This is a genomic window from Ulvibacter sp. 2305UL32-6 (assembly GCF_058148545.1).
In genome coordinates, this window is the sequence record NZ_JBYVKA010000001.1 from 1,120,992 (window position 1) to 1,134,860 (window position 13,869).

Here is a 13,869-nt window from a genome sequence, read left to right on the forward strand (position 1 = left end):
CTTATTCAAAAAGTGGACAAGTCTTGTTTACTCAGATGAGATTTTTCGATCGTTCCTTCCTTGAAATGACTTGGCAAATAAATTAGTCGCTATAAAAACGATCAATGCTGGTAAGACCCAACCCATGCCTTCAGCTGCTAATGGTATAAAGCTTCTTACACCTTCCAGCGCACCTTCGGGAACAAAGAATTGTAAAAAATCTGGAATACTAAACAGCAAGGTAATTATCACAACTCCCTTGAATACTAAACGCGAAGCATATTTTTGGGAAACTACATTTAACAAGATCAATACAATGGTAAGTGGATAAATAAACATAAGCACCGGTAGCGCCACATCAATGATATATCCTACGTTAAACTGGCCAATAGCCACCCCTAAGACACTACCTATAATCGCCGTGAGGTTATATGCCTTCTGAGAATTTCCAGCTAATTTTTTTACAAAATCTGATGTCCCAGTAACGATCCCAACAGCTGTTGTGAAGCAGGCTAAAGCGACAAGAACAGCCAAAAATGTAGTGCCAATATTTCCTAAAGTATTAGTGCTAAGTGTAGTAAGCAATTCTGTTCTCGACTCAACTGTTAGACTTCCGCTATTGAAAGCTCCTAAGGCTATGAGTCCGCCATAAATTAACAACAATCCGAATCCTGCCATCAGGCCAGAGCGGGCAATCATGATCTTCTTCTGTTCGTAATCGAGGGTTCCTTGTAAAGCCAAGGAAACCACAATAACCGCCCCTACTACAACACCTCCTATGGCATCAAATGTTTGATATCCCTCTACAATTCCACTTGTAAATGCATTATCGAAAATAGAGGCTCGCAAGGGTTCGACCTCAGTAAAGAGACCTATTGCGATGATACATAATAATATAATGATGATAAGTGGGGTTAGAAACTTTCCTATCAAACTCATGATCCGCGTTCTGTTTAAAGCGAATACCAGCACAAGGGCAAAATAGATGATACTCAACCAAAGCGACGATAACTCAAAATAAGGTTCAATAGACATTTCATAGGTTACCGAAGCGGTACGTGGGGAAGGTAAACTTATGGCAATAGCGTAAATAAGAACGGCAAAAACAATCGCAAAAACGGGAGATACCTTATTTGCAAAATCAAGAATTGTGCCTTGTAAACGCGCATGTGCATAAATTGCCATGATCGGAATCACTACTGCCGAAAGTGCAAAACCCAGGGTTACCCAGATCCAGCTTTCGCCAGCGTTATACCCTAGGAATGGAGGTAAAATAAGATTTCCTGCGCCAAAAAAAAGCGAGAATAGCGCAAATGCCGTAATAAAGGTCTGTTTATTAAAACTCATGAATATTCGAGGTGTTAGCCTGTAAGATTAATTAGTACTATTGTATCTTAACCGCTGTCGAAGATAGAAAAATGATTCTGCACTACAATGATACCCCAATTTATTACGAGCTTCATGGCAAAGGTCCAGCCTTAGTACTTGTTCATGGTTTTTTAGAAAGTTCAAGCATGTGGCAGGCTTTCGTTCCTTTATTTTCTGAAACGCATACGGTGATCACCTTAGATCTACCCGGACATGCACAAAGTGGCTGTATTGCCGAAACACATACAATGGAACTCATGGCAGATGTGGTTTCACATGTGTTAGAATCGAATCATATAGAATGCGCGACCTTTATCGGACATTCTATGGGAGGCTATGTAACCTTGGCCATTGCCGATAAATACGAATCTCTCGTTCATAAAATAATCTTGCTGAATAGTACTTCGGAAGGAGACTCTCCCGAGCGTATTATAAATCGTAATAGAGCAATACGGCTCGTTGAACAAAATAAAGAAACCTTCGTACGTATGGCCATTGGCAATTTGTTTACAGAAAATACACGTCTTCAAGCTGCTTCGGAAATAGAAAGGTTAAAAAATGAGGCAATTACTTTTCCGAAGAAAGGGATTCAAGCTGCTTTACGAGGAATGCGCGATAGAAAAGACAGAACACATGTGCTAACTTCCTTTAATAGAGATAAGTACCTCATTGCGGGTTTAGAAGACCCATTAATACCTATCGATACGATCGAAGTGCTTTCAGAAAAAACCCGTACAAACCTTAAAATAATGACTGGAGGTCATATGCTTTTGGCAGAAAATTGGCATGAAATCGTTAAATATTTACACTTTATCGTATAAAAATTACACTTTATCGTATTTATTAAGAATTTTTTGTTATGTTTATCCCAACCAAAACCAACATTATGAAAAATTCTCCCCAGAATACTCCTCAAAAATCCTCACATACGCTTTTTGGAATCATCTGCCACACTTTTGGTCATAACTACTTAGTTTCAAGGAAAGTAACCAACCATATTAATGAATACAAGTGTTCACATTGTGGGAAAGAGGTAACAGACACATTTACTGGTACCATTGAGCCTCTTACACATAAAACAAAAATGCAGAATTCAAGCCTTGCCGCATTCTTTCAGAAAAAATCGAAACGCAGATTAACAGCCTAGTATCATGAAGAAATCATGTAAAGGAAAAGGGCATACTATTGTCCCTGTCTCAACGCAAAATGTGCAGATCAAAGAATTTGAATGCTCACATTGCAAGCAAAGATTTACTACCGACGGATATGGCCGTATGGTCAAATTAACTGCATTCTGGAAGCAGAATAACGAATTATTTCAGAATTATTTCGCGCAACAGCGTGTTGCTTCATAGCGGTTTACTCTTCTATAGCATTCCAACCCCTTGCGATCAAAGGAATTTTTGTGTTTGCTCTAGAGATTAAATGAACCCCTTCCTGTTCTTGGGTCATATGGCCAATAATACTCATATGCGGATTTGCCTTAATTTTCGGAAAATCTTCCTGAGGAACTGTAAATAAAAGCTCATAATCCTCCCCTCCGCTAAGTGCGATCGTGGTACTATCCATTTCAAATTCTTCGCAAGTTGCAATTACTTGCGGATCTAATGGAATTTTATCTTCATATACATTACAACCAGCTTTAGACTGTTTGCAGAGATGTAAAATTTCAGAAGACAAGCCATCGCTAATATCGATCATAGCAGTAGGTTTTACCTTCAACTCGGCTAATAAGGCAATAATGTCTTTGCGCGCCTCAGGCTTCAATTGTCTTTCCACTAGATATGCATAAGGCTCTAAATCGGGTTGAGCGTTTGGATCTACCTGAAACACTTGCTTTTCACGTTCTAGTACTTGCAACCCAAGATAGGCTGCACCCAAATCTCCCGAAACTACCAAAAGATCATTCTCTTTTGCTCCGCTTCGGTAAACAATATCTTCTTTTTCCGCCTGCCCGATTGCCGTAATACTAAGGACCAATCCGGTAGTAGTTGAGGTTGTATCTCCGCCTACCACATCAACACCATAGACCTTTGCAGCCGTAACAATTCCGGCGTATAATTCTTCCATAGCTTCTACTGGAAAACGGTTAGAAACCGCTATTGAAACCGTAATTTGAGTAGCTGTGGCATTCATAGCATATACATCGCTTAAATTCACCACAACTGCTTTATAACCCAAATGTTTTAAAGGCATATAGCTAAGATCAAAGTGAACACCTTCTACCAACATATCGGTAGTTATCACTATCGCTTTATTTTCTTCGGAAGCAATTACCGCTGCATCATCTCCAATCCCTTTAAGAGTAGAAGGCTGCCCAATTTTAACATGCTTTGTAAGATGGTCTATGAGTCCAAATTCTCCTAAACTGCTTATAGGGGTTGCTCCTTCGGCTTTATTTTCAAACATGGTTTTGTGTTTATGGGTTGCAATAAAAATAGCTATGCAAAAATACATGTATCTAATGAACTAGTATTGCATTTATACTTTATTTAAGGATGATTTTTTGTTCGAAAGAGCAATTCTAGTAAATGAAATGTAGTAACATCAAATATTTTGGTATATTTAATGGATTCAAATAATTATGAAAAAAGCCTTTCTATTAATCCTCTGCACAACCCTTCTTTGGTCATGTATTGCCGATGATCCTAAGTCTGTATTCCAACAGACAGATGATCCAACAGATGAGGCGCCTACAGATGACCTTCCAGATTCCGATGACACGAACGATACGTCTCGCGATGATGGACCGTATGAAGGTATTTGTGAAAATGCCTATATAGATGATTTTTATCCTTGTCATGATTATGATCTGGTTCTAAGAATTGATCTAGATACCTTTAGAGCTGATTCCGGAAATGATTGTTGGGGCTGGACCGATCCCGACACCGGTCGAGAATATGCCATCATGGGCTTAGATAACGGAACCGCTTTTGTTGACATTACCGATCCCACAGCCATACATTATGTCGGAAAAGTAGATAGTGAAACCGGTGCTAGTCCGTGGCGCGACGTTAAAGTATACCAAAATCATGCATTTATTGTAAGTGAAGCACCTGGTCATGGAATGCAGATTTTTGACCTTACTCGATTGAGAGGAATCACCGATACAGGTGTTGGTTTTAACCCTGATGCCGTCTATACTGGTTTTGGAAGTGCTCACAACCTTGTTATTAATGAGGAAACGGGCTATGCATACGCTGTTGGCACAACAACATACATGGGTGGACCACATTTTGTGAATATTCAAGATCCTTTAAATCCGATTGCAGCGGGAGGTTATAGTTATGACTCATATAGCCACGATGCCCAAGTTGTAACCTATACTGGGCCAGACTCAGAACACCTTGGCAAAGAAATTCTTATTGGAAGTAATGAAAACGAAGTGGTTATTGTTGATATAACCAATAAAAATAATACTCAGCAACTCTCTCGTATTAGTTATGACCAAGTAGCATACACTCATCAAGGCTGGTTTACCGAAGATCAACGTTTTTTCCTGTTCGGCGATGAGTTAGACGAATCGTCTTATGGCTTTAATTCAAGAACTATGATTTTAGATCTTACAGATCTAGATAATCCAGAATTTAAATTTGATTATTATGGACCCACACCAGCGATTGACCATAACGGATACGTAAATAATGGCTTTTATTATTTGGCAAATTACACTGCCGGTATGCGAGTAATCGACCTCGCTAATATTGAAAACAACACCTTAACCGAAGTTGGCTTCTTTGACACTAACGCACAAATTAATATTGCAGCTTTCCGTGGCGCATGGAGTGTATATCCGTTTTTTGCTAGTGGTCATATTGTAATTAGTGACATGAACGATGGGCTTTTCATTGTTAAGAAAAAAGGATAGTTATTATTCGAGATAAAATCCATTTCTTTCAACAAAACATTGTTTTTACCTGCTTTGCTTACACTTTTAACAGTCAAATCGCATTTTCTTTAAATAATTTTCTTTTTTTTGTAGGCTCATACATGTTGTATGGATCACCTCACTTATGTTTAATACAATCATTCTCACCATGAAAAAACTATTACTTCCCCTTTTATTTACCTGCTTTACAGCAATGCAAGCTCAAACCCCATGTGTTGGTGGATTTGCAGGACCTTATTCTTGTGATGGATACGATCTTCAATCGGCTATCGACCTCAACACTTTAAATGCTAACGCAGGAAATGACTCTTGGGGATGGACTGACCCTACCAATGGTGATGAATACGCGCTTATTGGTCTTAGCAACGGTACTGCATTTATTGACATTACTAATCCTACGAACCCAGTATACCTAGGAAAACTTCCAACGCATACGTCAAGTAGCACCTGGAGAGATATAAAAGTATATAACAATCACGCTTTTGTTGTGAGCGAGGCTAATGGTCACGGAATGCAGGTTTTTGACCTAACAAGACTGCGCAATGTACCAACCCCACCCGCAACCTTTACGGAAGACGCTCATTACGATGGCTTCGGAAGTGCGCATAACGTAGTAATCAACGAAGACACAGGATACGCTTACGCTGTTGGGACGCAAACTTTTAACGGCGGACCGCATTTTGTCAATATTCAAGATCCTCTAAACCCTATTGCAGCAGGCGGATATTCGTCGGATGCGTATAGCCACGATGCCCAAATGGTAACTTATTGCGGTCCAGATCAAGATTACACAGGCCGTGAGATCATGATTGGTAGTAATGAAAATGAAGTTGTAATTGTCGATATTACAGACAAAGGAAATCCAGTTAATATTTCATCAATCGCCTATTCTAATGTAGAATATACACACCAAGGATGGTTTACTGAAGACCAACGCTACTTTATACTTGGAGATGAATTAGATGAGCAAGGTGTCGGTTTTAACACTAGAACCATTTTCTTCGATTTCGAAGATCTTGACAATCCACAATTTCATTTCGAACATGAAGGTGAAACTGCAGCTATTGACCACAATGGTTACACGCGTGGAACAAAATACTATATGGCCAACTATCGTGCTGGATTACGAGTATATGACCTAACTAATATTGAGGCAGGTTCTGTAAGTCAAGAAGGATATTTTGACACTTATCCAGGTAGTAACAGTGCTAACTTTAGTGGTGCATGGAGCGTTTATCCATATTTTGCTAGTGGAAATATTGTCATCAGCGATATTAACCGAGGTTTCTTACTTGTAAAAGCATCAACAATAGACCTTACACCTCCTGTAGCAAACTGTATGGATCTTACAGTATCCCTAGATGTGAACGGAGAAGCCACCATCTCAGCCTCTGAACTTGATAATGGCTCAACGGATGATAGTGGGACTGTATATTTTATTTTATGCAAAGACACTTTTACATGTGATGATCTAGGTACAAATAATGTTGAACTTGAAGTTTATGATGACTTCGGAAATAAAGATTATTGTACCGCCGTGGTTACCGTGCTTGACGAACTAGGCCCACAAATGGATTGCCCTGCAAACTCGATGAAAGCTTATGACAGTGGCTCTTCTTTTTACACAATGGAAACCTTTGACCCTGTTTTAACTGATAATTGTACCACAAGTTTTACCGTGAACCAAGATCCTGTAGTAGGAACTCAACTTACAATAGGAACATATACTGTTACTCTAGACACAGAAGACGATTATGGCAACACTGCCTCTTGTACTTTTGAACTTGAAGTTGTTGAAGTACTATCAACAGCAGATCTAGCTTTTGAAAGAGGCCTAACTGTATTTCCGAATCCAACAAATAACATACTGAATCTTGTTTCTACAAGTCTACCCATTACAAGTATTGATGTAGTTGATATTTCAGGAAAAACGCTTATTTCTCAAGAAAACATCTCTTTTGAAGAAATGACCATAGATCTTTCTGCTTTCTCACAAGGAATTTACTTCGTCAATGTAAATGACGCAGCAGTACTTAAGGTTTTGAAAAAGTAAACAAGACCAACTTAAATCAATAAAAAAAAGGGATGTTTTACAAGACATCCCTTTTTTTGTTTTTACTAAATTTTAAACAATATTCTAGTAATTTACTAGGGTTTAAAATTAATCGAAAATTTGTATAAATCCCTTATTTATAGGCAAAAGCAGCGTTTTTTATCACTATTTTCCGTACTATTGTAATGCTGTTGAAATTTCATTTTAAAAACACCCCATGAAAAAACTATTCCCGCTTTTCGCCATCTTATCTTTTTCGGTTTCCTTCGCACAAACACCCTGTGAAAATGGAACTGCTGGAGGGTATCCTTGTGATGGATTTGACCTTTTCTCTCATATTCCACTATCTACTTTTAATACTTCAGGAGCTAATGACTCATGGGGATGGGTAGATCCTGACAACGGAGACGAATATGCTTTAGTTGGACTTGAGGACGGAACAGCATTCGTTGACATCACAGATCCTATAAACCCTATTTATTTAGGTAAGTTGCCCACACATACTTCTTCAACAACATGGAGAGACGTTAAAACCTATAATGACTACGCTTTTATTGTAAGTGAAGCAAGTGGTCATGGAATTCAGATTTTCGATTTAAAAAAATTGAGAAATGTTCCAAACCCACCAGTAACATTTTCAGAAGATGCTCATTATAGTGGTTTTAGTAACGCTCACAACATCGTGATCAACGAAGAAACCGGATTTGCATATGGCGTGGGAACCAATACATATAACGGAGGAATTCATTTCGTAAACATTCAAGACCCTTTAAATCCTGTTGCCGCTGGTGGTTATGGTGCCGATGGCTATAGTCATGACGCTCAGGTTATAATCTATAATGGCCCAGACACGCAATATCAAGGAAGAGAGATTTTAGTAAGCAGCACTGGTAATGATCAAGCGGTTGCCATCGTTGATGTAACAGACAAAGCAAATCCGCAAGGAATTGCCACTATTGGATATCAGAACGTGGGCTACACCCACCAAGGCTGGTTTACTGAAGATCACCGCTTCTTTTTACTTGGAGATGAATTTGACGAGGGCGATGTAGGTTTTAATACACGTACTGTTGTTTTTGATCTTGCCGATCTAGACAATCCTATTGAAGATTTTGAATTTTTTGGAGAAACTACCGCCATTGATCACAATGGCTATGTACTTGGCAATTATTACTATCTGGCAAATTATGCGGCCGGTCTTCGTGTAATTGACATTAGTGATATCGCAAATAGCAATATGAATCAAGTGGCTTATTTTGACACCTATGTTGCAGACAACAATGCAAGTTATAACGGTGTTTGGAATGTTTATCCGTATTTTCCAAGTGGAGTTGTTACTATAAACGACCGCAGCGAAGGATTTTTTGTTGTAAAATCAACAGATATCTTAGGTGTTCAAGATTTTTCTTCTTCGGAAATTTCCGCTTACCCAAATCCCGCAACCGATAAGCTAACAATTTCTTCAACCAACACCATCATCAACTCAACTGAAATAGTAGATGTTGCTGGAAAAGTGCTCTTTTCCGAAGAAAATACCAACCTAACAACTCAAGTAATTGATATAAATAGTTTTTCAACCGGAATCTACTTTGTCAAGATCAATAATACCCTTGTTAAAAAGGTAATTAAGAAATAAAAAATGTAATTATTACAACAAGTTCTCGACTGATTTTACAGCGTACTTAACACTATTTTATGAAGGAGCCCGTTGTAGTGTAGCATTATAACGTTAACTTTATCCCTGCTAATCCAAAAAAAGAAAAAAATGAAAAAATTCTTACCAGTATTAATGCTGGTGTTTACAGCAACAACCTTCGCACAATCACCTTGTAATAGTGGCTCTGCGGCTGGATTCCCATGTGATAAATTCGACTTACAATCGCAATTAGACCTCAACGACTTAGACGCAAGTTTTTGTAACGATTCTTGGGGTTGGACAGATCCTGATACTGGTATAGAATATGCACTTATTGGCGTGAACAACGGTACTGCTTTCGTAGATATCTCAGATCCTATCAACCCTGTACTTATGGGCAAACTGGAAACACATAATGGTATGTTGGATGGCGGACAAATTTGGAGAGATATTAAAGTTTACCAAAATCATGCATTTATTGTAAGTGAAATTAACAATCACGGAATGCAGGTTTTTGATCTAACTCGACTGCGAACAGTAACAAATCCTCCTGAAGATTTTACTGAAGACGCTCACTATAATGGCTTCGGAAGTGCTCACAACATAGTGATCAATGAAGATAGCGGATATGCTTATGGTGTAGGAACACAAACGTATAGCGGTGGTCCGCACTTCGTAAATATTCAAGACCCAACCAATCCCGTTGCAGCAGGCGGATACTCACAAGGAAACTATACCCACGATGCGCAAGTTGTTACTTATAACGGTCCCGACAGTGATTGGACAGGAGCAGAAATTCTTATAGGAAGTAATACCGATGAATTAGTAATTGTAGATATTACAGACAAAAACAACCCAGACGAAATTGCAACTATTTCGTATTCAAACGTTGGCTATACTCACCAAGGATGGTTTACCAATGATCAAAAGTATTTTATTGTTGGTGATGAAACTGATGAGATCGGTTTTGGATTTCCTACACGGACCATCATATTTGATTTTACAGACCTAGACAACCCACAATTACATTTCGAACACTCGGGAAATAACCCTTCATCAGACCATAATGGTTATGTAAATGGCAATTATTATTATATGGCCAGCTACAGAGCCGGAATGCGCGTATTCGATATTAGTGATATTGACGGTCAAACCATGACTGAAGTTGGATATTTTGACTCGCATCCACCTAGTGATGCCGTAAATACGAACAATGGCGCCTGGAATGTTTATCCTTACTTTGCTAGCGGAAATATTATTATTTCAGATCAAAGTCAAGGTTTCCTGTTGGTTAAAAGTGAAGAAATTTTAGGGATTAATGATATTACCTTAGGTGACTTTGGTCTTTATCCAAACCCAACAAAAGACAATGTAACCATCATGTCAACATCCGATCCTATTAGGAGTGTTGCGTTTTATAACGTTCTAGGACAACGTGTGTTAGATTTTAACTTCGCCGATAGCATTTCAGAAAAACTAAACATTGAAAGTTTAAATGCTGGCCTTTATTTAGTAAAGATTAACGACAATACTGTTAAAAGATTGATCGTAAATTAACCCAATACCCTATGTTACACATTAACAAAAGAATAGTAAAACACCTACTAGTACTTTCTTGCGTTGCTCTTGTTTTCTCCTGCGGAAAAGATGACCCAGCCTCAGATGACGTACCAACCGATGACGACCAGATAATAATCCCACCTACCGGACTCCTTGCAGAACTCGATTTTGTAAAGACCTACGGCGGAAGTGGTGAAGATGATGCTACCGGATTCTTACAAACAAATGATGGAAACTTTGTCATTCTGGGAAGCACCCGTAGTACAGATGGCGACCTCACAGGACGCACCGGTGACGACTCCGATTTTTGGTTGCTAAAGGTTTCGCCAACTGGCGAAAAGATCTGGAGCAAAACCTATGGTGGTACTGAAGACGACAAAGCATCAAAAATCAATAAAACAAGTGACGGTGGTTATATCGTTGCTGGCCACAGTAGAAGTAGTGATGGAGATGTTTCAGGTAACAACGGTTTTCACGACTACTGGATTTTAAAATTAGATGCTGAAGGAAATTTACAGTGGAACAAAAATTTTGGCTTCTCCGGAAGTGATCAAGCTTTTGAAGCATTCCAAACATCAGACGGCGGTTATTTTGTAACAGGCTTTTTTGACGTTTCTGCTAGTGGTGGTGACGGAAATGATGCGACAGGTAATAACGGAAATGACGATTCTTCAAGAGCTGGCCAACACGGCGTAGGTGAATTTTGGGGAATTAAACTGGATGCTACTGGTAACAAGCAATGGAGACGTTATTTTGGTGGAAGCAACAACGACAGAAGCTATGGTGCGCTTCAAACTAATGATGGTGGTTTCCTTATGGTTGGTCAGTCTGAAAGTAACGATTTCGATATTATCGATGACAAAGGAAGCTATGACATGTGGGCCGTGCGCCTAACTGCCGATGGAACAAAAATTTGGACCAAATCTTTTGGTGGCTCTGAAATTGATCTGGGATATGCCCTAAGCAAAACCCCAGATGGAAATTACATAATGGTTGGTGATTCACGAAGTTCAGATAAAGATGTAACAAGCCCCATTGGCAATGCTGATGTTTGGGTAGTAAAATTTAACGATTCTGGAGATCTTATCTGGCAACATAGTTATGGTGGAACACAATTTGATTCTGCCCGAAGCGTTGTTCCTTTGAGCACCGGCGGCTTTTTGTTGGGTGGATCTACGCGAAGTAATGATATAGATGTTACCGTCAATAAAGGCCAAAATGATGTTTGGGCTATGATCATTGATGCAAGTGGAGCGCTTGTTTCTCAAAATACCGTGGGCGGAAACCTTTTGGACTTCGGAAATGAGGCCTTACAAGCCAGTGACGGTAAGATCTATATGGTTGGAAATACCGAAAGCAATAACAATGGTGATATCCCTCTAAATCGTGGAATCAAAGACTTTTTATTTATCAAATTCAAATAACCCTAAATCTAATTATTATAATGAAAAAAATCACCTTTTTGGTAGCAATGGCGTTAGCTATTGTGTCGTGTAAAAGCGACGATGAATCGGGAACACCTCAAGCAGAAGATGTTTCTGTAGCATTTCAATTCACTCAAAATTGGGATGGCACAGAGATCACTAATTCCGATTTCGAATCTACTGTATATACTAACGAACATGGAGAAGTACTTACCTTATCAAAGCTAGTTTATTTAATTTCTGACATTACATTTACAGCAGCAGACGGAACTGTTTATGACGCCGGAGATTATAATTTAATTGATGTTAGAAATGGCACCGGACTTACATTTACACCAAATATTGAAATCCCAGAAGGTACTTACGATGTTTCACTTACCTATGGTTTTGACGATGAAGATAACACAGATGGTATTTATCTAGATCTTAATAGTTCAGATGGATCATGGAGCGTGCCTGCTATGTTAGGTGGTGGTTATCACTTTATGCGTATGGAAGGTTTCTATACCAATGAAGCTTCAGAAATAACCGCTTTTCAATTCCACAACATTCGTGCAGCACAACCTGGCACAGATCCATTAGTGACTACCGATACTTCCATTCCAGTTGATCTTGGACAGATCACTATTGAGCAAGGAACAACTATTGAGGTAAAAATGAATGCATCGGAATGGTTTAAAAACCCCAACCTTTGGAACTTAAATGAACTTTATCAAGTATTGATGCCTAATTATGAAGCACAAATTATGATGAATGCAAACGGACAAACCGTTTTTTCTAAGGGTGCCGTTACGGTTGAAAACTAAAAAACAAGAATTACAATGAAGTTAGGCTTAATAAGTATATCTGTGTTGCTTTGTTTTTCAATGATTTCATGTTCGGATGATTTGGACGACAACGCAACCGGGTATACGCCTACACCAGCACCTATTGAAGTGCCGCAGGTCTTTCTAGACCGTATTCTTCCTCCTGTAATACCAGAAGATAATCCGCAAACCGTTGAAGGTGTAGCCTTGGGGAAAAAATTATTTTATGATCCTATCCTTTCGGCAGACAACACCTTGGCCTGTGCAGGCTGCCATAGTCCGCAAAATGCTTTTACAGATCCGCGCCAATTTAGCGTAGGTATTGATGGTATCTCAGGAACCCGAAATTCGATGCCATTATTTAATTTGGCCTTCAATTACAATGAAAAATTTTTCTGGGATGGTCGCGCAAGTTCATTAGAAGACCAAGCGCTACAACCTGTAACCGACCCTATTGAAATGCACAATACTTGGGCTAATGCTGTTTCCGAATTACAAGAGGATGCACTTTATCCAGAATTATTTGAACGTGCTTTCGGAACACAAACCATTTCTAAAGAACTCACAACAAAAGCGATAGCGCAATTTGTTCGTACCTTGATTTCAGCAAACTCTAAATTCGACCAATATCTAATGGGAGAAGCAACCTTAACTCCTTCCGAAGAAAACGGCCTTGCTATTTTTATGGATGAAGGTCGTGGTGACTGTTTTCACTGTCATGGAAATCCAAACAATCCACTATGGGTAGACAATACTTTCCACAATAATGGTTTAGATGAAACCATCACCGATCGAGGCCTTGGAGGCTTTACTGGTGATCCTCGCGACTTCGGACTATTTAAGTCTGGATCGCTTCGGAATTTAGCCTATACGGCTCCTTACATGCATGATGGCCGATTTGAAACGCTTGACGAAGTCATAGACCACTATAGCGAAGGTTTGGTCTATTCAGAAACTATTGATCCACTAATGAAAAAGGTTGCCGATGGCGGCGTCGGACTTTCAGCTCAAGACAAAGCAGATCTTAAAGCTTTTTTATTGAGTCTTTCAGACCCCTCCTTTATAAACAACCCTGATTTTCTACCCGAAAACTAAGGAACTCCTGTTTCTTTATTCTTTCTTTCTTCGGAAGAAATGAAACCCTTACTACCATC

At 39.1% G+C, this 13,869-nt stretch carries 12 protein-coding genes; 10 read left to right on the forward strand and 2 right to left on the reverse strand.

What is annotated here, in order from left to right:
• Positions 1-27: 27 nt before the first annotated feature.
• Positions 28-1,326, reverse strand: a complete 1,299-nt coding sequence (brnQ, locus tag ACY2RU_RS05325) for a branched-chain amino acid transport system II carrier protein (protein ID WP_490137370.1) — start codon at positions 1,324-1,326, stop codon at positions 28-30.
• A gap of 71 nt (positions 1,327-1,397) precedes the next feature.
• Here brnQ and ACY2RU_RS05330 point away from each other — a divergent pair, with 71 nt between their 5' ends.
• The 3 genes from ACY2RU_RS05330 to ACY2RU_RS05340 all read left to right on the forward strand — a co-directional run bounded on the left by ACY2RU_RS05330 (position 1,398) and on the right by ACY2RU_RS05340 (position 2,702).
• Positions 1,398-2,168: an alpha/beta fold hydrolase gene (locus ACY2RU_RS05330; RefSeq protein ID WP_490137371.1), complete on the forward strand. Its 771-nt coding sequence runs from the start codon at positions 1,398-1,400 to the stop codon at positions 2,166-2,168.
• Between the two features lie 65 nt (positions 2,169-2,233).
• A complete protein-coding gene (locus ACY2RU_RS05335; RefSeq protein ID WP_490137372.1) occupies positions 2,234-2,494 on the forward strand; it encodes a DUF1660 family phage protein in 261 nt (86 codons plus the stop codon).
• Positions 2,495-2,498: 4 nt separating this feature from the next.
• Positions 2,499-2,702: a hypothetical protein gene (locus tag ACY2RU_RS05340; RefSeq protein ID WP_490137373.1), complete on the forward strand. Its 204-nt coding sequence runs from the start codon at positions 2,499-2,501 to the stop codon at positions 2,700-2,702.
• 4 nt (positions 2,703-2,706) lie between these two features.
• Here the strand turns inward: ACY2RU_RS05340 and thiL are convergent, their stop codons facing one another.
• On the reverse strand, positions 2,707-3,756 hold the full coding sequence (gene thiL, locus ACY2RU_RS05345) for a thiamine-phosphate kinase (RefSeq protein WP_490137374.1): 1,050 nt from the start codon (positions 3,754-3,756) through the stop codon (positions 2,707-2,709).
• A 175-nt stretch (positions 3,757-3,931) separates the two neighbouring features.
• Here thiL and ACY2RU_RS05350 point away from each other — a divergent pair, with 175 nt between their 5' ends.
• From ACY2RU_RS05350 to ACY2RU_RS05380, 7 genes are all read left to right on the forward strand, one after another.
• Positions 3,932-5,215: a choice-of-anchor B family protein gene (locus tag ACY2RU_RS05350; RefSeq protein ID WP_490137375.1), complete on the forward strand. Its 1,284-nt coding sequence runs from the start codon at positions 3,932-3,934 to the stop codon at positions 5,213-5,215.
• Between the two features lie 169 nt (positions 5,216-5,384).
• Positions 5,385-7,289, forward strand: a complete 1,905-nt coding sequence (locus tag ACY2RU_RS05355; RefSeq protein WP_490137376.1) for a choice-of-anchor B family protein — start codon at positions 5,385-5,387, stop codon at positions 7,287-7,289.
• A gap of 217 nt (positions 7,290-7,506) precedes the next feature.
• Positions 7,507-8,925 carry a choice-of-anchor B family protein gene (locus ACY2RU_RS05360; protein ID WP_490137377.1) on the forward strand — a complete coding sequence of 473 codons (1,419 nt, stop codon included), beginning with the start codon at positions 7,507-7,509 and terminating at the stop codon, positions 8,923-8,925.
• Between the two features lie 129 nt (positions 8,926-9,054).
• A complete protein-coding gene (locus ACY2RU_RS05365) occupies positions 9,055-10,482 on the forward strand; it encodes a choice-of-anchor B family protein (protein ID WP_490137378.1) in 1,428 nt (475 codons plus the stop codon).
• Between the two features lie 11 nt (positions 10,483-10,493).
• Positions 10,494-11,909, forward strand: coding sequence for a hypothetical protein (locus tag ACY2RU_RS05370; protein WP_490137379.1), 1,416 nt, complete (start codon positions 10,494-10,496; stop codon positions 11,907-11,909).
• Positions 11,910-11,929: 20 nt separating this feature from the next.
• The gene (locus tag ACY2RU_RS05375; protein ID WP_490137380.1) at positions 11,930-12,715 is read left to right on the forward strand and encodes an MbnP family protein; all 786 of its coding nucleotides are present in this window, start codon (positions 11,930-11,932) and stop codon (positions 12,713-12,715) included.
• 15 nt (positions 12,716-12,730) lie between these two features.
• The gene (locus tag ACY2RU_RS05380; RefSeq protein WP_490137381.1) at positions 12,731-13,810 is read left to right on the forward strand and encodes a cytochrome-c peroxidase; all 1,080 of its coding nucleotides are present in this window, start codon (positions 12,731-12,733) and stop codon (positions 13,808-13,810) included.
• The last annotated feature ends 59 nt before the right edge of the window (positions 13,811-13,869 follow it).